The organism is Acinetobacter sp. YZS-X1-1, assembly GCF_000804305.1.
Lineage (GTDB): Bacteria > Pseudomonadota > Gammaproteobacteria > Pseudomonadales > Moraxellaceae > Acinetobacter > Acinetobacter variabilis.
Genome location: NZ_JWHB01000034.1, coordinates 1 through 21,792 on the forward strand (window position 1 = coordinate 1; position 21,792 = coordinate 21,792).

Below are 21,792 nucleotides of genomic sequence, written 5' to 3' on the forward strand. Positions count from 1 at the left end.
TCTTTCTAGGCTAGGTTTATGCAACAAAGCCGCCACAAAGACAGAAACCCCCGGCATTACTTTTAGATCATCCGGATGACGGCCATATTTAGCCAGGCGCCCTTTGACATCACGGTAGAAGGCTCGAGCATCAGCTAAACTTTGCTGGGCGGTAAAAATCACTTCGGCATATTTGGCGGCCAGTTCACGTCCATCTTCAGACTGACCTGCCTGAACAATCACTGGATAGCCCTGTGGCGGACGAGGGACATTCAGTGCACCTTGGACATTAAAATATTTGCCACTATGAAGTGGTTCGTACTGTTTAGATGCATCAAAGAAATGACCGTTTTCTTTGTCATAGAGGAATGCATCATCTTCCTAGGAGTCCCAGACCATCTGCAAGGAAATAAGCATCAAACAGGCCGCGTTCAGCAGTTTTCGCCAATTCAATCGCATAATCGATGCTTAAATGCTCCTGAGGACGAGATTCAGGATGGCACCAACCTGCCGCATGTTGCGAAGTCGTTGGAATAAAAGCACCCAGTTTAATTTGTCGTTTAGCCATGAGAAGACCTTGTGTTTTTATACAATACACTGCTTATAACAAGGATCTTCATGGCTGAAAAATATAATAAAAATGAATCCATATAAAAAATATGGATTAAGCAGGAAATACGCTATTTAGAGGTGCTTTGCTAAGGTTTATCCAGTAGTCCAAGCTGGAAGATTAAACCAGTGCCTCGATGGTTTTTTTCTTCCAGATAAACTGGTAATACAAGCCTTGCATAATACAAAGACAGACAAATGCCAAGGCATAACCATACCAAATCCCTTGTAAACCCCACCAGCGGCTGAACATATAGGCAGCTGGTACTTCAATGCCAATAATGGCAATGATATTGATCAACATCGGGACTGTCACTGTGCCACTGGCCCGCATGATCGAAGCAAAAATTGCGCTAGCACCAAAGAACAGAATCGACCATAAGACAATGAAGAGAAGTTGCTGACCTAGGACCACGACCTGCGGGTCAGTGATAAACAAAGCCATGAGATATTTAGAAAACAGATAAGCTAGAATTACCAGACTACCTGTGAACAAGATATTCATACTTAAGGCAGTTCGAGTCACTTTATTGAGCAAATCATTTTTACCAGCACCAATGGCCTGTGCCCCAAAGACTGAAGCTGCAATGGCAATAGAAAGAGCAGGGAACTGAATATAATTCAGTACCTGATTCACGGCACCATAGGCCGCCGTCGCTTCTGCACCATAACGGTTGACCAGACCCACAATGACCAGACCAGCGACTGAAGTTGTGACCATTTGAACCCCGGTTGGAATACCTAAGCGCAGGATAATCTTGCTGAGCTGGGGCTGATGACGAATATCTTTGATTAAAGCCCAGTCTGGTTTTAGAGGGTGACGTTTATAATTTAAATAGAGAATAAGAAATAACAGTACAGCCAAGTTACCCAGAATGGTTGCAATTGCTGGAGAGATGATCCCCATCTTAGGAAAACCAAAATAACCCGCGATCAGGACCGGTGTCACTACCAAGCCTACACCAATCGTTAGGGCAGAGGCAAACAGTGGCGTAGTACTGTCTCCAACCCCGCGTAAAATTGAAGTATAAATAATATAAATAAAAATCAGAGGACTACCAGCCAGCATCCATTGTACATAAGGTAAAGACAGGTGCATCACATCCGGATCTGTACCTAATAATTGCAAGATATTTTCAGCAAAAAATACACCCAATAGGGCAATCAGGCTGCCACCAATCAACGTCATAAACAGGGTAGAGCCAACTACACAGCGCACTTTTTCAAGATTTCTGGCACCCCAAGCTTGTCCTACCAGAACCGTAGAACCTGCAGAGAGACCAATCACAAAGGCCATCAGACAGAACAGAATCGGGAAAAATACTGCAACTGCAGCAATCGCTTGCACGCCCAACATTTGCCCCACAAAAACAGTATTAATCGTACCGGACAGGCTTTGCAGGATGTTGGTAACCACCAGCGGTAACAGGAAAATAAAAAATGTTTTCCATAAATTCTGCTGGTGAACCAATGCTTGCTGTGTCATATGACATCCTGTTCTTGATTTTTCATATATTTATCAGGACTAAATTATCCTTGATCAGCATCAAGAACGCTTTAGCTTTTCAGTAACCAATAAGTCTATTTTTTTAAACTTTGGAAAGAATATGTGCTGCTTCTATCAAGGTTTCATCTTTTTTGGCAAAGCAGAAGCGCAATAAGTGTAAATCTTTAGGCGGCTCCTGATAAAACGCTGATACCGGAATCGCCACAACACCGTGTTGTTCCGCCAGATAGTGACACATCGACAGTGCATCCAGATCAGGACGAATTTCACTGTAATCCAGATTCTGGAAATAGGTGCCTTGTGACGGCGTCCAGTGAAAACGGGAATCTGTCAGTGCATGATTAAACAGATCCCGTTTGGCCTGATAAAAACCGGACAGCTCATGAATATGTTCAGAATGTAGTTGCATATATTCGGTCAGAGCCACCTGAATTGGGGTCACGCCACAGAAGCTGACAAACTGGTAAATCTGTCTGAACATCTGCATTAAGGCTGGTGGTGCAACACAGAAACCGGTTTTCCAGCCGGTCACATGAAAGGTTTTACCAAAAGAACCAATCACAAAACTGCGTTCACGGAGTTCCGGAAATGATGCTGCAGAATGATGACGAACTTCATCAAATACCAGATGTTCATAGACTTCATCGGACAGAACCACGATATTACGATCACAAATCAGTTCAATCAGCTGCTGCCAGTCTTGCTCTGTCCATACCGTTCCGGTGGGATTATGCGGTGTATTCACTACAATCATGCGGGTACGGTCATTGATTGCATCTTTGACCTTATTCCAGTCCACAGAAAAACCAGGATATTCTAGAGCGATATGTACCGGTTTGGCACCGACCAGCTTCACGCTTGGCGCATAGCTGTCATAACTGGGATCAAAAATAATGACTTCTTCACCTGCTCGTACCGTTGCCTGAATTGCACAGAAGATTGCAATCGTTGCACCAGGAGTAATGGTGATTTCATCTACCGGATCTAGAGTGAGCCGGTCACGATGCTGATAAAGATCAGCGACCAGCCCACGTAATACTGGTAAACCATCACCCGGTGCATATTGATTAAAACCATTTTCAACCGCCCGACTGAGGGCTTCAATCAATTGTGGTGGAGCAGGAAAATCTGGAAAACCTTGTGACAGGTTAATTGCCCCGAGTTTTTGTGCCAAGGCCGACATGGTACTAAAAATAGTAACGCCCAGATTGGGAAGTTTAGAATGTAACTCAAGCATGTCCTTGGCCTCTGGCTTATCCTGTAATCGAGGATGATGTAGGAGATATAAAGTATTCGGCTTTCAGTGTAGCAGTAAGTGAATCAGCAAATAATCAGAAAAATCGAAAAGGTTGAAACAGAATACATCTTCTATTTCATAAGCATAGAGAATATAAGGTCAGGGTAAGGCTATTCGTGGTTAATTCATGTGAAATAAATACCAAGATGGATTGTTCTAAGCTTATTCCCTAAAATCAGTGCGATAAAAATAACCTCAAATAATAATTATAAAATGCTACAGAGTATTTATACGGTGCTTGAAGGCTTGGGTCTAAGCTCACAGAAGCGTGCACTTCATCTCCGATTTTCCAATGAAATTTTAAATTCTCAGGTCCTGATTCAGCGTATTGAAGGCAGGCACTGGATCAATGAGGGACTACATGCCGAATTACTTTGTTTATCCACCCATCCCTATATTGCCTTAAAGCAGTTTATTGGCTGTCAGGTTGCTGTTGATCAGGTCACTGATCAAGGTAAGCTTTTCCGGAATACAGGTATTATTACTGCAGCTAAACAGGGGCATAGCGATGGTGCTTTAAGTGTCTATCAGCTGACTCTCGAAGATGCGACTTCACTTTGGCATAAACGCCGTAATAGCCGTGTGTTTTTGAATAAAAGTATCAAAGCGATTAGTGAGATTCTGTTTACTGAATGGCAAAAGCGAAGTGGCTTATTTGCGAAAAGTTTAAGTTTGGATCTTTCCGGACTAAATCGTGAATATGATGTACGGCCATTGGTCATACAGTCCAATGAAAGTGATTATGATTTTCTGACCCGCTTATGGCGTAGTGAGGGTATTAACTGGCTGATTGATGAAAAGGAATTAATTATTCCAATCTCAGCTCAAACCATTCAGCCACAAGTCCTGCGTCTTGTTAATGGGCAGCAATATTTTCAAGCCTTAAAACGCCGTTCCATCCGCTTCCATCGCAGTCATGCAACTGAGCAATTCGATACTATCACCAGCCTAATTGCTGAGCGACAACTTGTACCAAATAGTGTTGCATTGCAACGCTGGCAAGCTATAGATCTGGAGCAGGAGCAAAACCAGCAGTTAGTGAATATTCAGCAGAGCAGTGTTCAGGATCATACCAGTTTAAGTCTGGAAGATGTCTGGAACATCAGTCCAGCTTGGACCAGTGACCTAAAGAGAGAAGATCAGGCTACATCATCCAGTCCAGCTCAACTGGATCAACTCAGTCAGCAACTTAGTCACTATCATGCCATGCAGTCCAAATATTTTAAGGCCAGCAGTAGTGTTCGTGATGCCCAAGTCGGTTACTGGTTTGAACTGCATGACCATCCCGAAATTGATCAACATCCGCACAATGAGCGTGAATTTTTAATTTTGGGCAAACACTTCTATAACCAAAATAATTTACCGAAAGATCTTTTGCTACAGCTGGATCAGCTCATGCAGTCCAGTCACTGGAAAGTTCTGGATGATGAGAGACAAGGTAATGAGCTGTATTTAATTCGTCGAGATATTCCTGTAATACCTAAATATCATCCACTACAACATCGGCCTATGGCCTATCCACAACGGGCGAAAGTAGTAGGGCCTGAAGGTGAGACTATTTATGTCGATGAATGGGGACGTGTGAAGGTCCGTTTTTTGTTTACCCGTAGTGAAGATCATCAGCATGATGGTGGTGCTGGTGCCAATGATAATGACACTGATTCGGTCTGGGTAGATGTGCTAACGCCATGGGCAGGTGAAGGTTATGGCGCCCGATTCCATCCACGTATCGGGGAAATCGTAGTGATTGATTTCTTCGAAGGGGATATTGATCGCCCCTTTATTGTTGGACGTATTCATGAAGCTGAACGTTATCAAACTATGTTTGATAAGAAGGGGCAATTGCCATTCACTAAAAAACTAAGTGGTATCCGTTCTCAAGAGGTGGATGGCGAAGGTTTTAACCAGATTCGCTTCGATGATACAACTGGACAGATTAGTGCACAGCTGCAAAGTAGTCATGGGGCCAGTCAGCTAAATTTAGGAAATCTAAGTCATCCAAAAGAAGATGAGGCTAGCGACGGGCGTGGTGAGGGCTTTGAGTTAAGAACAGATCAATGGGGAGCACTTAGAGCGGGAGCTGGCTTGCTTCTTTCTACCTATAAACAAGAAAATGCCAATGCTAATCACTTAAATACCAGTCCTGCGAAAAGCCAGCTTGAATCAAATTTGAATCATAGTAAGGCTTTAAGTGAGATTGCCAAAAATCAGCAAACAGACCCCTTAGAAGGGTTAGATCATCTAAAAAAATTTCTGGATCAGATTGAACAGCAAGATCAAAGCAAGGCTGAAACTTTCAAACAAGCTTTAATGCTGCTGTGTGCACCGAATTCAATTGCACTCTCAACTAATGAAGATCTGTATCTTTCAGCTGATCAGCAGATTAACCACAGTGCTGCGGATAATATTAATTTTTCCACACGGAAATCTTTGATTGCTCACGCTCAGGACAAGATCAGCTTATTTGCAGCTCAACAAGGATTAAAAGCCGTTGCGGCAAAGGGAAAGGTCGAACTCCAGGCACAAGATGACGCAATAGAAACAATTGCTCGTCATAAAGTAAAAATTATTTCAACTGAAGATCGAATTGAAATTATAAGCCCTAAAGAAATTGTGCTTACTGCCGGTGGATCTCAGTTAAAGATTAATGGACAAGGTGTATTTGGAGTAACAGGTGGGAAGTTTGAGTGTAAAGCGGGGCAGCATATATTTAAAGAAGGAGCCAAAACTATTTATGAGATTCCTGAGTTGCCTAAATCTGGACCATACGCTGTAGATTTTTTATTTAATAGTTTAGGTGGTAGTGGAATTGAAGGTGCTGAAGTAACTATGTTTATACCTGAAAATAAGGAAATTTTATGGGAAGGTAAAACTGATTCTAATGGTAAAACGCAATTATCTATTTCTCAAGAATGGGTTGCTTATGAAGCATTGGTAGGATTTAAGCAATGGTCAAATATCTTTGAAGATTTAGATACTAAAGATTTAGAGGAGGAATTTGATGTGGGTGAGCATGGAATTCAAATTGAAGATATTCAATAATTATAAAGGTGTTCTCTGTGAATTATTATATTGTAAAAAAAGGAGATACATTGTGGGGTATCTCGAAAAAATTTAATATTAGAGTACAAAAAATAGCTAAAATTAATAAATTGAATGGTTCTTCTATTCATAAAATACAAGTAGGTCAAAAAATATATATTGATGAGATCAATAAGATTGAAGCTGAATTGATTTTAAAAATTATATTATTAGATTTAACTTTTAAACCTATTTCAAAAGGAATTGTAAAACTAGAATATGATGGTAAATCAAAAGAAATAAATTTTAAAGATGGTGTAATTAATGATATAGAAATCTTAGATCATTCAAAAGGTTTAAAAGTTTATTATAAAAATATAAAAAGTAATTTTGATTTAATAGCTAATCATAAAACTTTACCAATAGGGAAAAAAGTTTTAAGGCTGACTTCAAGGCAAATGAAAGTCTCCGGCAGTCACTATCCTCAATCGGGTATAGTTCAACAGACAATAGAGGAAATCAAAAAATCCTTAAAAAATTTAGCAGATCCTATTGAAAAAGGGGTAAATGAAAAAATAGATACTAGTCAACCATCTATAATTTTACCTAAGCCAGTAAATAGCCAAAAAAGAACTGATTTAGGTAATAGTACCCATATAATTGCAAGCCAATTTACAGAAGAGAACTTCATACTCAATACAGTAAATAATAAATATAGAAAATTCGTTATAGACGCTTCGAAACGTCATGGATTTACTCCACATAGTCTAGCAGCTTTAATTCATGCTGAAGCTGCAAAAAAAAGTAATGGAGAATGGGATTCCAAAAGTTTTAATACCACTACAAATGCCGCAGGATTAACACAATTTCTTAAAGGTACTTGGCTTGAACTTTGTAAAAACCAAGAATCTTTAATAGGGCAATATGCTTCAAAAAATAAATATCTTACTGAGGAGCAACTTTTAAATCTTAGATTCAACTCTGAGTTTTCGATTGATGCAGCAGCTGCTTATGCAATTATAAATTTTAAATGGTCAAAACTACCTTATCAAAAATTAACAGAGCCGAGCTCAATAGCTAAATTTGCTTATCTATTACATCATGAAGGAGCTGGAGGTGCGAGGTCATTCATAAACAATAGTTTTTCCCCAGAAAGAGCAAAAATGTTATTGCTTGCACAATTTGGAAATAAGGGTAAACAAAATGCTTTAGATTATTTGAAAAGATATGACAACGATGCAAAAGTTGCTTATGGAATATGGCTAAGAGCATACATCGATGCACATATTAATATTTATGATTATGTATTGGATAAATCTAAAACTTCTGGAATAAATTTATCTTTAGATGAAACAATTAAAATTTTATTGGGGCAAATTTCTTCACCAACACCAACACCAACACCAACACCAACACCAACACTAACACCAAGTACCGAAATACAAGAAAATAAAATTGTTGGAGGCAGCGGAATTTGGGTAGATCCTTTAGCAATAAACCAGTTAAGAGTTGCCGGTCTAGCTAATGTAAAAAGTGCTACTTTTGGGAAAGTTAGAAATGGAGGTACTAGAAACCATCAAGGTATAGATTTAGCTGCTGATTCCGGTACGAATATTTTTGCGGTATGTAGTGGGGTTATTGCTATTGCAACAGATAGTGGAAAGGCATATGGCAAAATTATAGTATTAGAAGTAAACATTGATGACTTGCCTGAAAAGCAAAAAACTTATGCATCAAAAAATATTACAAACAGCCAATCAATTTATTTTTTTTATGCACATCTATCTACCATAGATGTTGAAAAAGGAGATGTTGTTGATGCTAAGACAATTTTAGGTAAAACAGGTTCTACTGGAAATGCGAAGGGAATGACTACTATATCGAAAGGGGGACATTTGCATTTCGAGGCAAGAAGTTCAGCATTGCTCGGTACAGGCTTGCAAGGAAGATTTGATCCTATTCCTTTTTTTATAACCAAATTGATTTAGGCACTTAAAATATGAAAATACTTAAATCTATAGTAATAATTAGCAGTAGCTTCTTTTCACTATCATGTCACGCAAAAAATATAGATTGGAATGATTACCAGCAAAGTGCTACCCAAATTAAAGAACCAGTTTTATTTCTGGATCAATTTGGTAGATTCTCTCAATTAAATAAAAATTTAAAATTAAGTTTAGTTGATTATGGGGGTAAAAACAAAAAATATTCTGGTGGAGATTACATTCTTAAGAGTTATGGCGTCGAAGTTTTAAATAATCAAAAAAATTATATTTTATATCAAGGTACTGTGCCTTTAAAATCAACTGTAGATTTAAAAATACTTTATCAAGATAAAAAAATAGTTGCCTTTCGGATAAGGGAATTTAGTGAATTAGATTATGTGAAAAGACCTTATAAAAAATTTATATCTAACTTTTTTATATATAATAAGTTATCAAATTTAGTTATTGAAGCTCCAGTAGTAAATTCTTCATCTGCTAATTTAGAAAGTGATTACGGGAGTATATTGGCTGGTGATAATTTTTCTTATATTAAAGAAGAGAAAAAATATTTATATAATGCCAATATTAGGGAAAGTAACAGGAAAATTAATGACTATAAATTGATTTTAGATTCAGATTTAAAGTGCTTAACATTTACTCTAGGGTGTGAAAATATTAATTATAGAAACTTTCTTAAAAAATAATTTTTTAGATTGCTACATTATGGAGAATGTAGCAATCACCGACCTTATAAATTTTACCCTTCCAAAACCTCTTCTAGCAACTCCTCACTTGGTGCAAAGTAATACGCACCATCCATTGGAGTCACGAAATGTAGCAAGCAGTCATGGATCCCATCGCCTGATGTACCAAACATACGCACTAACATGGCATCAATGATTTTCAGGTCTTTGGTATAAGCAATGAAGAATAGGCCTTGGTCACCACGACCATCTCCATAAGGCAGAGAGTGACGTAGAATTTCCATTTCCTCGCCTTCCTCATCTTCAACAACAGTACGAGCGATATGCGCATTGGCAGGTTTTACCTCATCCTCGAGTTCAATCGATTCAAGTTTGGTACGACCCATGACTTGTTCTTGAGCATCGACTTTGAGTTTCTTCCATTTATCCAGGTTATGCGCATAACGCTGCGCAAAAATAAATGAACCGTCTTGGAAAATACCAGCATCTTCACCGAGTAAAGCCACTTCAGCACGATCATCCGGAAATTGTGGATTTTCAGTCCCATCAATGAAACCGGTAATATCACGGCCATCAAAGTAACGGAAGCAAACACGCTCATCTAATACTTCAACCTGATCGCGAATACCTTCGAAGAAAGACTGACTCAAGGCGAAACAGATATCGGCACGCGCACTGGCAATATGAATCAATACATCAGCGGGAACCACAGGCATATTAAATGAACCTTGAATTGGCTCTAATTGTTTAAAACCAGCAGGTGCCTGTTCATACAGTTTTGACCAGAGTTCAGGACCAAAAGCGACAGCCGTTTTAATTTGCGCATTCGGGTGTTGGGTAATCAGGCGATCGCGTGTAGTAAAGAGCTGTTCTAATCGTTCCTTAAAATCTTCAATACTGAGATCTTTCAGACGTAAAACAATAAAGCGAGCATGATCTGAAGGTAATGGCAAAATTACAGATTGGGCTGTCATTCATGGCTCCTGTAATAAATTTTCTGTATCCAATCCTGCTATTGTGCCTGAAGCGCTATAGAGTGAATAGTATGCAGTCTGATGTTTAAGCAATTTTTTTGGCTGAAAATATTGGAAAAGTCATATAATTAGATCCTGAATTTGAATGAGTTAAATCTCCATGTCCTATCAAGTCTGGTTTGCTTATATGTTAGCCTGTTGGGTGATCAGTATTTCCCCAGGCGCGGGTGCTATTGCTTCAATGTCGAGCGGACTGAATTATGGCTTTCGACATGGATACTGGAATGCGCTCGGCCTGCAACTCGCCCTATTGGTTCAAATTGCCATTGTGGCTGCCGGGGCAGGGGTATTGTTCGCGACTACACCTTGGGCATTTCTTGCAGTGAAATGGTTTGGAGTTGCCTATTTATTGTATCTGGCCTTTTTGCAGTGGAAAGCACCAGCGCAGTCGATTGAAATTAAACATGAACTCGCACGAAAATCAGCTGGAAAACTCGTCATCCACGGTTTTCTAGTCAATATGAGTAATCCCAAGGCAATTGTATTTTTGCTGGCAGTATTGCCGCAATTTCTGGACTTATCTAAACCGCAATGGATTCAATATGTGATTATGGCTGCGACCATGGTGACGATTGATCTGATTGTGATGGCAGGTTATACCGGTCTGGCTGCCAAAGTTCTGAGTCTTCTAAAATCGCCAAAACAGCAGAAAGTCATGAATCGAACTTTTGCCAGCTTGTTCGCTGGAGCTGCGTTTTTATTGAGTTTGGTGCATCAGTAGGGAAACCTCTCCTTAAAAGAGAGGGAATTCAACGATCTCTTAAAGAATCATCTGTAAAAATTCATCTTCAGTCATGACCTCAATATCATGCTGTTTAAATAATGCAGCCGTCACGCCATCACCCTGAATTTTATTTCCAGTAAATGAACCATCATAAATCAGCTTGCTGCCGCAAGATGGACTATTGGCTTTTAAGACAGCATGGGTGACTTGAAATTTCTGTGCTAGCTCCAAGGCAGCATAAGCTCCCTGTATAAAAGCAGTAGATACATCCTGTCCTTGAATATCTGTTACTTGAGCTAAACTTTTAAGAACTTCTAATCCTGTCCCGCCTTGAATCTCTGCTGCGGGTCGGGGTATAGGCAAACCACCACTGACTTCAGGGCAAATCGTGACATATTGATCCAGCAATAAATAATCGACCAACTCTTTTACCAGACAGTCGCGGCCATCATATCGAACCTTGTGTCCAAGCAAGCAGGCACTGATCAGGTAAAATTTGCCTGCCATGTCTTAAGCCAGTTTTTTAAACTTCTGCAGGATAAAAATAGCAGCAAACAGCACTGACATGGTCAGCACAATGGTCAGACCTGTTGACGTATTCAGACCTGCACTTGACCAGAGCCCGACTGTCACACCAATTTGTGCAATCACAAAAGCCCAGATCACCATTTGACGAGGAGAATTTGCCAGTAGGCGAGCCGTCAAAGCTGGAATCACCAGCAATGCACCCATCAAAAGAGAACCGACCGCACGTAATGCCAATACAGTAAACAATGCCAATAAGAGCATAAAGATCAGACGTTGCAGTTTTGCATTCACCCCTTCACTGATCGCCATATCAGGATCAATTGCAATCTGGATTTGCGCCTGCCAACTTTTATACAGAACGGCCAATGCCAAGATAATCACAACGGCAAAAGTAGGAAGATCTGTCCATGAAATAGTGAGTAGATCACCAAATAAATAACTCAGCAGTTCCGGTCTTAAACTCGGTAAATGCTGAATGAATAGTAGGCCTGAACAGAGCAGGGTTGCTGAGCAGAGTGCCAACAATGCATCATTCGGCAAACGTGGGTCATGAAGTACCCATAAAATCGCCACCAATAGTAAGGCGATTAAGGTGACACCAGTCCATAATGGCAAACTGAGTGCACCTGCAATGGCCACACCCAATAAAGTGCCATGTGCCATCGTGTCAGCAAAGAAAGACATACGGCGCCATAACATCAGACAGCCGAGTGGTGCGGTCAGGAACACCAAGAGTGTTCCCATAATCCATGCAGGTAATAGGAGAGATAACCAATCCATCATGGCTTAAGCTTCCGGCTCGGGGTGAATGTGGGGGCGTGAATCGTGCTGGCATGGCGTGGCTGAATCACCATGCGCACAATGGTCATGATGATGCTGGTAGAACACTCGGTTGGTACCAAAAATAGCTTGATATTCTGGATGCTGCTGCACACTTTCTGGTAGGCCGCTACAACAGATATGTTTGTTGAGACATACCACACGATGCGTACCTTGCATCACCCATTGCAGGTCATGTGATACCATTAAAATGGCACAGCCATATTTTTCCGGCAGGCTACGCACATATTCATACAGTTCAGCTTCGGATTGAATATCCAGTCCTTGCATCGGTTCATCCAGTACCAGAATATCCGGCTGACGTAATAAGGCACGTGCTAGCAGAACACGTTGACGTTCACCGCCGGAAAGCTGTTGTACTTTAGAATTTTCCAGTTTGGCAATACCGGTATCACGGATAATTTCAGCTTTAATAGCTGAAGGGCATTTTTCTAACGCCAACAGATCTTTGACACGTAGCGGTAAACTATGTGAAGGATTGAATTTCTGTGGCACATAAGAGAATTTAAGCTTGCGCGCCGTTTTGATTTCACCGGATTTCGGTTTGACGATCCCAAGCATGACCTTTATAAGGGTCGACTTACCGGCACCGTTCGGACCAATCAGCGTAACAATCTCTTTCTCCTGCAAAGAGAAATCAATGGCCTTTAAAATGTCACGATCATCAATATTGACCCAGATCTTGGAAAGCTGGATCAAGGGTGATGCATTCAAGCTTTGTTGCGACACTGCTGACAGATTCCTGAAATTTCGATAATGCTGTGGTGTGCACTAAAATCGTCTGAAGCCGCCAAGGCATCCAGTTGTTCTAATAAACCTTGTGCAGATGCTTCTTTTACGGCTTTACATTCAGTACAAATCAAGAATGCCGCCTGATGGCCTTCACGCGGATGGCAGCAGGGAATATAGGCATTAATAGAGGTCAGGCGGTGAATAAAGCCTTTTTCTAATAAAAAGTCGAGTGTACGGTACACCGTTGGTGGGGCAGCAGGACGGTCGCTGGCATTTTTCATTTGTGCCAGCAGATCATACGCACCCATCGGGCCGCTTGCATTCAGAATCAGTTCCAGTACCTCTTTGCGTAAAGGAGTGAGGCGTGCGCCACTTGCCGCACAAAGACTCTCTGCTTCGGCCAGACGCTGCGCGACATTTGGATGGTCGTGTACGCCGTGCAATGCATTGTGGTGTTCGTGCGAACATGAACCCATAGTTCACCTCAGGTGCGAAACTGAAAATTAAAAGATTTCAAATCTTAACATGAAGCGTCCAGAGTTTCGATTGGGCATAGGTATTTTTGTAATTTTGTTATATTATAACACTACTAAATTTGTCCTTATATAGCGATTTCTCTTCATGTTCCGTTTCCTTGCCCTGTGTAGCCTGGCTTTGTTCAGCACCCTAAGCTGGTCGCAAAGTCTGGTGGTTTCAACGCAGCCGATTTATCTGATTGCCAAGTCCATTACTCAAGGCGTGGAACAGCCGACTTTATTATTGGCTAATCAAAGCGGTCATGATGTCAGCCTGACCCCGGCACACCGGAAAACGATTCAGGATGCTGGTCTGGTGATCTGGTTAGGGCAGGCACATGAAGCACCGTTGGCAAAAGTGTTGAACAATAACAATAAAAGTATCGCGATTTTAGATTCGGGTATTCTGACCACTTTGCCAATGCGTAATCCACGTGGGCAAGCCTTAAAAGATACTGTCGATACCCATGTCTGGCTCGATCCCAATAATGCAGTACGTATCGGTTTCTTTATTGCAGCCCTACGTTCTCAGCAACTGCCTGAGCATCGGGAGGCCTATTGGAAAAATGCGCGTGACTTTGCCCAAACCATGTTTTTGACTGCACAGCGTTATAGTTCTACAAGTAAAGCTAAACCTTATTGGTCCTATCATGATGCCTATCAATATCTGGAACGCCCATTGAACCTGAAGTTCATGGGGGCTTTGACGGATGATCCACATGTGTCACCAACCGTGGCGCAGATCAAGTATCTGCAAGACAGTCGTGTGCAGAGCAAAATGTGTCTGCTGGCAGAAGCACATGCTGGTGAAAATCAGTACCGTAAACTGAAACCGATTGTATTCCAGAGTGTCGATGAAAGCATGAGTGGGGCAGGGGACTTTATCCAGGCCTGGCAGAAATTGGCCGAGCAAACCCGTAAATGTGTTTTAAATGCCCATCAATGATTTAAAAATAATCAAGTTTTGATTAGTTTGCCAGCATTTGATCTGTTGAAAAAAACACGACTAAGGTCGGGAAAAGATTGCATGTTCAGGGGTGTAACTCTATAATGCCTGCGATTAAAAATAATCATCAGCTAAACTTGTCAAGCATGCTTGCTGTGAGTGAATAAATAATGAGCCGAACTAGTCGCTTGATTGACCGACGATTAGCGAAAGCTTTAGTCCTCTTACAAGCATTAATGATTCCTGTTTCAGCCTTGATTGGCTGGGTCGTGAAAGACTCAACCTTAGCCTTGAGTGCCGCTTTGGGGGCGTTCGTCTGCTGGCTTGCGAGTTGTTATTTTTCATGGCAATCATTTCGAGCGGCAGGAGCCCGGGCATCTAAGCAGGTTCTTTCGAACATGTATAAAGGCCTGATGGGCAAGTTTGCAATTGTGATTGTTGGTTTCATTTTAATTTTAAGCAATGTCAAGCCGTTATCCCCGGTTGCGTTGTTTTGTGGTTTTATGCTCGTTCAAGCCATGTCGTGGGTCGCTCCTTTTTGGGTGTCACGTCTACAAAAACGAGTTTAAACACAACAAAAAATTGAAAAGTTTTTTTAGGAGCAGGCGAGATATCAAGCAGCACGCGATATTCGTTTGTTCTATAGTTTTTTGACATTGACCAGGTGTGATTTATGGCTGCTGAAGAACATGCCCTTACTTCGACCGAGTATATCAAGCATCACTTGACCAATATGACCTATGGCAAAATGCCAGACGGTACATGGAAATTGGCCGAGAACGGTGCTGAAGCTCAACAGATGGGGTTCACTGCTATTCACTTGGATTCAATGGGTTGGTCAATCGGCCTTGGTATCATTTTCTGCTTGTTATTCTGGCTCGTAGCGAAAGCTGCAAACTCTGGTGTTCCTACCAAGTTCCAGTCTGCAATCGAAATGATTATCGAGTTTGTTGACTCAAGTGTACGCGATACCTTCCATGGTAAATCGCGTTTGATCGCTCCACTAGCGCTAACCATCTTCGTGTGGATTTTCCTCATGAACTTGATGGACCTTATCCCGGTTGACTGGATTCCTTATGTCGCTCAACACGTGATTGGTGGCCTGTTTGGTATTGATCCACACCACGTATACTTCAAGATCGTTCCATCTACTGACCCTAACATTACCCTTGGTATGTCATTGTCTGTATTTGCACTTATCTTGTTCTACAGCATCCGTGAAAAAGGTGTTGGCGGCTTCGTTGGTGAACTAGCACTTAACCCATTTAACCCAAGTAACCCAGTTGCAAAAGCGATCCTTATTCCAGTGAACTTGATTCTGGAATTGGTAACCTTCCTTGCACGTCCAGTTTCATTGGCTCTACGACTATTCGGTAACATGTATGCGGGTGAGTTAATCTTCATTCTTATCGCGTTATTACCGTTCTGGATCCAGTGGGCGTTATCTGTGCCTTGGGCGATCTTCCACATTCTTGTTATTACGCTACAAGCATTCATTTTCATGATGCTGACTATCGTATACTTGAGCATGGCAAGCGAAAAGCATTAATGGTATTGCCTAACTGTCACGGGATGGTTGGGCACAATTTTTTAACTTAATTTGGTATAAACCTAACCTCTGAGGAATTATCATGGAACTCACTTTAGGTCTAGTTGCAATTGCATCTGCTATCTTGATCGCTTTCGGTGCTTTAGGTACTGCGATTGGTTTTGGTCTTCTAGGCGGCCGTTTCCTTGAAGCTGTAGCTCGTCAACCAGAATTGGCTCCACAACTTCAAACTCGTATGTTCTTAATCGCGGGTCTTCTTGATGCTGTGCCTATGATCGGTGTTGGTATTGGCTTGTTCTTCATCTTCGCTAATCCATTTGTAGGTTAATCAGCTTAATTCCGAAATTCACTATTTGAGGAATTTGCAATGAATATCAACCTCACATTGTTTGGCCAAGCGATTGCGTTTGCGATTTTCGTCGCATTCTGCATGAAGTTTGTATGGCCACCACTAATCAATGCGATTAGTGAACGTCAGCGTAAAATCGCTGATGGCTTAAATGCTGCTGAAAAAGCGAAGGCTGACCTTGCAGATGCGCAAGCACAAGTGAAAGCTGAACTGGACGCGGCAAAAGCACAAGCGGCTCAATTGATCGAACAAGCGAACCGTCGTGCAGCGCAATTGGTCGAAGAAGCTCGTACCCAAGCATCAGCTGAAGGTGAGCGTATTCGTCAACAAGCTAAAGAAGCTGTTGATACTGAAATCAATGCTGCTCGCGAAGAATTACGTCAACAAGTGGCTGCTCTTGCAGTTGCTGGTGCTGAGAAAATTCTTAGCCAGCAAGTTGACGCAGAAGCTCACAATGCCATGCTGACTCAGCTGGCTGCTAAACTTTAAGAGAGGCGGATTATGGCTGAACTCTTGACGTTGGCACGCCCTTACGCTAAAGCAGCATTTGCTTACGCTTCTGAGCAAGGTACAGCTGACTCTTGGTCAACTGCACTTGAATTGCTCAGTGCTGCGGTGCAAGACGAAGCATTTTCAGCTTATCTAAATCGCCCTGAGTTGACACCTGCTGAGCAGGTGGCACTTTTTGCTAAAGTTTTAGGCGAAGACCAAACGTCTGCAGTGTCAAACTTTTTGACTATGCTTGCTGAAAACGCACGTTTGGCTTTGCTTCCTGAAATCGCTGCAGAATATGAACAGCTCAAATCACAGAATAACAATACTGTGGATGTTGTAATTGAATCAGCATTCCCATTGACTTCTGTACAGGAACAACTTCTTACTCATGCGTTAGAGAAAAAATTCAATGCAGCAGTAAATGTTACTGTAGAAGTTAACCCAGCGTTAATCGCGGGTGTGGTTATTCGTGCAGGCGACCAAGTGATAGATGATTCTGCGCTTAATAAGCTTGAAAAAATGCGTACTCGTCTTCTAGCTTAATTGCATATAAGAAGACTGAACTTTAAAAAGATTGAGGTATAGCGCAATGCAACAACTGAATCCATCCGAGATCAGTGCGCTCATTAAACAGCGTATCGGCGATCTGGACACCAGCGCGACCGCTAAAAACGAAGGTACCATTGTTATGGTATCCGACGGTATTGTGCGCATTCACGGCCTTGCTGATGCAATGTACGGTGAAATGATCGAATTCGACGGCGGCTTATACGGTATGGCACTGAACCTAGAACAGGATTCAGTGGGCGTCGTTGTTTTAGGTAACTACTTAAGCCTTCAAGAAGGTCAAAAAGCTCGTTGTACAGGTCGTGTATTAGAAGTTCCGGTTGGTCCTGAACTTCTTGGCCGTGTCGTAGATGCTTTGGGTAACCCGATTGATGGTAAAGGCCCTATTGATGCAAAACTGACTGATGCTGTTGAAAAAGTAGCACCAGGCGTAATTTGGCGTCAATCAGTGGATCAACCTGTACAAACTGGTTATAAATCAGTAGATACAATGATCCCAGTAGGCCGTGGTCAACGTGAGTTGATCATTGGTGACCGTCAGACTGGTAAAACAGCTATGGCGATCGACGCGATCATCGCTCAGAAAAACTCTGGCATTAAATGTATCTACGTTGCAGTTGGTCAAAAACAATCAACTATCGCAAACGTAGTACGTAAGCTAGAAGAAACTGGCGCTATGGCGTATACAACTGTTGTAGCAGCAGCTGCAGCCGATCCAGCAGCAATGCTGTTCTTGGCTCCATACTCTGGCTGTACAATGGGTGAATACTTCCGTGACCGCGGTGAAGACGCTCTGATCATCTATGATGACTTGTCTAAACAAGCTGTTGCTTACCGTCAAATTTCATTGCTTCTTCGTCGTCCACCAGGTCGTGAAGCTTATCCAGGTGACGTGTTCTATCTACATTCACGTCTACTTGAACGTGCTTCTCGTGTATCTGCTGACTACGTTGAGAAATTCACTAACGGTGAAGTTAAGGGCCAAACTGGTTCATTAACTGCATTGCCGATTATTGAAACTCAAGCAGGTGACGTATCTGCATTCGTACCAACCAACGTAATTTCGATTACTGACGGTCAGATCTTCCTTGAAACATCATTGTTCAACGCGGGTATCCGTCCTGCTGTGAACGCGGGTATCTCTGTATCTCGTGTTGGTGGTTCTGCGCAGACTAAAGTCATCAAGAAATTGTCTGGTGGTATCCGTACTGCACTTGCACAGTACCGTGAATTGGCAGCGTTTGCTCAGTTCGCTTCTGACCTTGACGAAGCAACTCGTAAACAGCTTGAACACGGTCAACGCGTAACTGAGTTGATGAAGCAAAAACAATATGCTCCATACTCAATCGCTGACCAAGCTGTATCAGTTTATGCATCTAACGAAGGCTACATGGCTGACGTAGAAGTGAAGAAAATCGTAGACTTTGACGCTGCGTTAATTGCTTACTTCCGTTCAGAACACGCTGCGTTAATGCAAAAAATTGACGAGACTGGTGCTTGGGATAAAGATATCGAAGCTGAATTCAAAGCTGGTATTGAAAAATTCAAAGCGACTCAAACTTACTAATTTAGCAACTTGCTAGATTGGTGTTGGTTTGGTTCACGGAATCAACCTTCGAGGGCTCGTAAGGGCCTTCGAATACTAGGTTAAGCGTATGGCAAATTTAAAAGAAATTCGCGCCAAAGTAGCTAGTATCAAAAGCACGCAGAAAATTACTCGCGCGATGCAGATGGTAGCAGCTTCTAAGATGCGTCGTGCGCAAGAGCGCATGGCACAAGGCCGTCCGTATGCCGAAAATATGCACCGTGTAATTGCTCATTTGGTACAAGCGAATCCTGAATATAAACACCGTTATATGGTTGAACGTCCTGTTAAGCGCGTTGGCTATATCATTGTGTCTTCAGATCGTGGCCTTGCTGGTGGTTTGAACATTAACCTGTTCAAGAAAGTGGTAAAACACGTTCAGCAGCAACAAGAGCAGTCAATTGAAGTTCAATTTGCTTTGATTGGTCAAAAAGCGGTTTCGTTTTTTAAAAACTACGGCGGTAAAGTGCTTGGTGCGACCACTCAAGTGGGCGACACTCCAAGTCTTGAACAGTTATCTGGTTCTGTACAGGTGATGTTAGACGCTTATGATAAAGGCGAATTAGATCGTATTTATCTGGTTTCTAACGGCTTTGTCAACGCCATGACTCAAAACCAAAAGATCGAACAGCTTGTTCCTTTGGCAGCTGCTGAAGAAGACAAGACGCTTAACCGTCAATACGGTTGGGATTACATCTACGAGCCTGAAGCTGAAGAGCTTTTAAATGGCTTGTTGGTTCGTTACATCGAGTCTGTGGTGTATCAAGGTGTGATCGAAAACATCGCGTGTGAGCAGTCTGCTCGTATGGTTGCAATGAAAGCTGCAACTGATAACGCGGGTGAATTGATCAAGAACCTGCAACTTATTTATAACAAGCTGCGTCAAGCCGCGATTACTCAGGAAATTTCTGAGATCGTTGGTGGTGCCGCTGCCGTTTAACATATATTAGTTTGAATTGAGGAGACAGCAATGAGTAGCGGTCGTATCATTCAGATCATCGGCGCGGTTATCGACGTCGAGTTTGAACGTAACAGCGTTCCTAAGATCTATGACGCTCTCCAAGTTGACGGTACTGAAACTACATTAGAAGTTCAGCAACAACTTGGTGATGGCGTAGTTCGTACTATTGCAATGGGTTCTACTGAAGGCCTTAAGCGTGGTTTGAACGTAACTAACACTAACGCTCCGATCTCTGTACCAGTAGGTACAGCGACTCTTGGCCGTATCATGGACGTTCTTGGTCGCCCGATCGACGAAGCTGGTCCTGTTGCGACTGAAGAGCGTTTACCAATTCACCGTCAAGCGCCTTCTTATGCAGAACAAGCGGCTTCTACTGACCTTCTAGAAACTGGTATTAAAGTCATCGACTTACTATGCCCGTTCGCGAAAGGTGGTAAAGTTGGTCTGTTCGGTGGTGCCGGTGTTGGTAAAACTGTAAACATGATGGAGTTGATCAACAACATCGCGAAAGCGCACTCAGGTTTATCTGTGTTCGCTGGTGTTGGTGAGCGTACTCGTGAAGGTAATGACTTCTATCACGAAATGAAAGACTCTAACGTTCTTGACAAAGTAGCAATGGTCTACGGTCAGATGAACGAGCCACCAGGTAACCGTTTACGCGTAGCGTTGACTGGTTTGACTATGGCTGAGTACTTCCGTGATCAAAAAGACGAAAACGGTAAAGGCCGTGACGTACTATTGTTCGTCGACAACATCTATCGTTATACACTAGCGGGTACTGAAGTATCAGCACTTCTAGGCCGTATGCCATCTGCAGTAGGTTACCAACCGACTCTTGCAGAAGAGATGGGTGTTCTTCAAGAACGTATTACATCTACTAAGTCTGGTTCTATTACGTCAATCCAAGCGGTATACGTACCTGCCGATGACTTAACTGACCCATCGCCTGCAACTACGTTCGCTCACTTGGACGCAACTGTTGTATTGAGCCGTGACATCGCTTCTCAAGGTATTTACCCTGCGATCGATCCACTTGACTCAACTTCACGTCAGCTAGATCCACTTGTAGTTGGTACTGAGCATTACGAAATCGCTCGTTCAGTTCAAAACGTTCTTCAACGTTATAAAGAATTGAAAGACATTATCGCAATTCTTGGTATGGACGAATTGTCAGAAGAAGACAAACTTACTGTATACCGTGCACGTAAGATCCAACGTTTCTTCTCTCAACCGTTCCACGTAGCTGAAGTGTTTACTGGTGCTCCTGGTAAACTTGTACCGCTTAAAGAAACGATTCGTGGCTTTAAAGGTCTTCTAGCTGGTGAATACGATCACATCCCAGAACAAGCGTTCTACATGGTTGGTGGTATTGACGAAGTGATTGCTAAAGCTGAGAAACTTTAATTAGTTCCCTAATTTAGGAGATTCTCATGGCGACTATGCAATGTGACGTTGTAAGTGTTCAAGAGTCTTTGTACTCAGGCACTGTAACTATGCTAATTGCTAAAGGTGCTGGCGGTGAGTTAGGTATTATGCCTGGTCACGCTCCGCTGGTAACTTTGCTCCAACCTGGCGCGATCCGCGTTATTTTGGAAAACGGTACAGAAGAATTAATCTATGTATCTGGTGGTGTTCTAGAAGTTCAACCGCATGTTGTTACGGTTCTTGCTGATACAGCAGTCCGTGCAGAAAACTTGGATGAAGCTGCAATTATTGAAGCGCGTAAACACGCTGAACAATTGCTAGCAAATCAAAAGAGCGATTTGGACTCTGCTGCTGCTTTGGCTGCTCTTGCAGAAACTGCTGCTCAGCTGGAAACGATCCGCAAAATCAAAAACCGTGCAATGTAATTGCTGGTTTAAGAT

Annotated in this window: 23 protein-coding genes; 14 read left to right on the forward strand and 9 right to left on the reverse strand. The window is 42.2% G+C overall.

Translation table 11 applies throughout. From position 1 onward, the window contains the following. The 4 genes from RJ01_RS16765 to RJ01_RS13875 all read right to left on the reverse strand — a co-directional run. A partial coding sequence (locus RJ01_RS16765; RefSeq protein ID WP_264673496.1) for an LLM class flavin-dependent oxidoreductase occupies positions 1-255 on the reverse strand: 255 nt, incomplete at its 3' end. A gap of 97 nt (positions 256-352) precedes the next feature. After that, the gene (locus RJ01_RS16770) at positions 353-547 is read right to left on the reverse strand and encodes a hypothetical protein (protein ID WP_005233364.1); all 195 of its coding nucleotides are present in this window, start codon (positions 545-547) and stop codon (positions 353-355) included. A 162-nt stretch (positions 548-709) separates the two neighbouring features. Further along, positions 710-2,074 (reverse strand): MATE family efflux transporter, encoded by a 1,365-nt coding sequence (locus RJ01_RS13870; RefSeq protein WP_034171529.1) that lies wholly within the window; start codon positions 2,072-2,074, stop codon positions 710-712. A gap of 103 nt (positions 2,075-2,177) precedes the next feature. After that, the gene (locus RJ01_RS13875; protein ID WP_005233368.1) at positions 2,178-3,332 is read right to left on the reverse strand and encodes a methionine aminotransferase; all 1,155 of its coding nucleotides are present in this window, start codon (positions 3,330-3,332) and stop codon (positions 2,178-2,180) included. A 273-nt stretch (positions 3,333-3,605) separates the two neighbouring features. Between RJ01_RS13875 and RJ01_RS13880 the strand changes: the two genes are divergently transcribed. From RJ01_RS13880 to RJ01_RS13890, 3 genes are read left to right on the forward strand one after another with little or no spacing between them, the layout of a single operon-like run. Further along, entirely contained in the window at positions 3,606-6,434 is a 2,829-nt protein-coding gene (locus RJ01_RS13880; RefSeq protein WP_034171530.1) for a type VI secretion system Vgr family protein, read from the forward strand. Between the two features lie 17 nt (positions 6,435-6,451). Next, positions 6,452-8,401 carry a peptidoglycan DD-metalloendopeptidase family protein gene (locus RJ01_RS13885; protein WP_034171531.1) on the forward strand — a complete coding sequence of 650 codons (1,950 nt, stop codon included), beginning with the start codon at positions 6,452-6,454 and terminating at the stop codon, positions 8,399-8,401. Positions 8,402-8,412: 11 nt separating this feature from the next. Next, complete coding sequence (locus RJ01_RS13890; RefSeq protein ID WP_005233373.1) at positions 8,413-9,102, forward strand: hypothetical protein; 690 nt, start codon at positions 8,413-8,415, stop codon at positions 9,100-9,102. Positions 9,103-9,155: 53 nt separating this feature from the next. Here RJ01_RS13890 and RJ01_RS13895 read toward each other — a convergent pair whose 3' ends face one another. After that, the gene (locus RJ01_RS13895; RefSeq protein ID WP_034171532.1) at positions 9,156-10,076 is read right to left on the reverse strand and encodes a Dyp-type peroxidase; all 921 of its coding nucleotides are present in this window, start codon (positions 10,074-10,076) and stop codon (positions 9,156-9,158) included. Positions 10,077-10,236: 160 nt separating this feature from the next. Between RJ01_RS13895 and RJ01_RS13900 the strand changes: the two genes are divergently transcribed. Next, positions 10,237-10,857, forward strand: coding sequence for a LysE family transporter (locus RJ01_RS13900; RefSeq protein ID WP_005233377.1), 621 nt, complete (start codon positions 10,237-10,239; stop codon positions 10,855-10,857). A 39-nt stretch (positions 10,858-10,896) separates the two neighbouring features. Here the strand turns inward: RJ01_RS13900 and RJ01_RS13905 are convergent, their stop codons facing one another. From RJ01_RS13905 to RJ01_RS13920, 4 genes are read right to left on the reverse strand one after another with little or no spacing between them, the layout of a single operon-like run. Next, positions 10,897-11,367, reverse strand: coding sequence for a DUF523 domain-containing protein (locus tag RJ01_RS13905; RefSeq protein ID WP_034171533.1), 471 nt, complete (start codon positions 11,365-11,367; stop codon positions 10,897-10,899). Positions 11,368-11,370: 3 nt separating this feature from the next. Continuing rightward, the gene (gene znuB, locus RJ01_RS13910; RefSeq protein ID WP_005233381.1) at positions 11,371-12,171 is read right to left on the reverse strand and encodes a zinc ABC transporter permease subunit ZnuB; all 801 of its coding nucleotides are present in this window, start codon (positions 12,169-12,171) and stop codon (positions 11,371-11,373) included. Positions 12,172-12,174: 3 nt separating this feature from the next. Then, complete coding sequence (gene znuC, locus RJ01_RS13915; protein WP_005233382.1) at positions 12,175-12,957, reverse strand: zinc ABC transporter ATP-binding protein ZnuC; 783 nt, start codon at positions 12,955-12,957, stop codon at positions 12,175-12,177. Further along, positions 12,939-13,436: a transcriptional repressor gene (locus RJ01_RS13920; RefSeq protein WP_005233384.1), complete on the reverse strand. Its 498-nt coding sequence runs from the start codon at positions 13,434-13,436 to the stop codon at positions 12,939-12,941. The genes znuC and RJ01_RS13920 overlap by 19 nt, the downstream gene beginning before the upstream one ends. A 145-nt stretch (positions 13,437-13,581) precedes the next feature. Between RJ01_RS13920 and RJ01_RS13925 the strand changes: the two genes are divergently transcribed. From RJ01_RS13925 to RJ01_RS13970, 10 genes are all read left to right on the forward strand, one after another. After that, positions 13,582-14,421, forward strand: coding sequence for a metal ABC transporter solute-binding protein, Zn/Mn family (locus tag RJ01_RS13925; protein ID WP_004780698.1), 840 nt, complete (start codon positions 13,582-13,584; stop codon positions 14,419-14,421). Positions 14,422-14,591: 170 nt separating this feature from the next. Then, on the forward strand, positions 14,592-14,990 hold the full coding sequence (locus RJ01_RS13930; RefSeq protein WP_004780700.1) for an ATP synthase subunit I: 399 nt from the start codon (positions 14,592-14,594) through the stop codon (positions 14,988-14,990). Between the two features lie 104 nt (positions 14,991-15,094). Further along, complete coding sequence (gene atpB / locus RJ01_RS13935) at positions 15,095-15,970, forward strand: F0F1 ATP synthase subunit A (protein ID WP_004780701.1); 876 nt, start codon at positions 15,095-15,097, stop codon at positions 15,968-15,970. 82 nt (positions 15,971-16,052) lie between these two features. Further along, positions 16,053-16,298: a F0F1 ATP synthase subunit C gene (gene atpE / locus RJ01_RS13940; RefSeq protein WP_000424060.1), complete on the forward strand. Its 246-nt coding sequence runs from the start codon at positions 16,053-16,055 to the stop codon at positions 16,296-16,298. Positions 16,299-16,337: 39 nt separating this feature from the next. Beyond that, positions 16,338-16,808 (forward strand): F0F1 ATP synthase subunit B, encoded by a 471-nt coding sequence (locus RJ01_RS13945; RefSeq protein ID WP_004780703.1) that lies wholly within the window; start codon positions 16,338-16,340, stop codon positions 16,806-16,808. A gap of 12 nt (positions 16,809-16,820) precedes the next feature. Next, positions 16,821-17,357, forward strand: coding sequence for a F0F1 ATP synthase subunit delta (locus RJ01_RS13950; RefSeq protein ID WP_034171534.1), 537 nt, complete (start codon positions 16,821-16,823; stop codon positions 17,355-17,357). Between the two features lie 46 nt (positions 17,358-17,403). Then, positions 17,404-18,948 carry a F0F1 ATP synthase subunit alpha gene (atpA, locus tag RJ01_RS13955; protein ID WP_005233393.1) on the forward strand — a complete coding sequence of 515 codons (1,545 nt, stop codon included), beginning with the start codon at positions 17,404-17,406 and terminating at the stop codon, positions 18,946-18,948. An 88-nt stretch (positions 18,949-19,036) separates the two neighbouring features. Beyond that, positions 19,037-19,906: a F0F1 ATP synthase subunit gamma gene (atpG, locus tag RJ01_RS13960; RefSeq protein ID WP_004780708.1), complete on the forward strand. Its 870-nt coding sequence runs from the start codon at positions 19,037-19,039 to the stop codon at positions 19,904-19,906. Positions 19,907-19,936: 30 nt separating this feature from the next. Next, positions 19,937-21,331: a F0F1 ATP synthase subunit beta gene (gene atpD, locus RJ01_RS13965; RefSeq protein WP_004780710.1), complete on the forward strand. Its 1,395-nt coding sequence runs from the start codon at positions 19,937-19,939 to the stop codon at positions 21,329-21,331. A gap of 26 nt (positions 21,332-21,357) precedes the next feature. Then, positions 21,358-21,777, forward strand: a complete 420-nt coding sequence (locus RJ01_RS13970; RefSeq protein ID WP_004780711.1) for a F0F1 ATP synthase subunit epsilon — start codon at positions 21,358-21,360, stop codon at positions 21,775-21,777. Positions 21,778-21,792 lie beyond the last annotated feature (15 nt).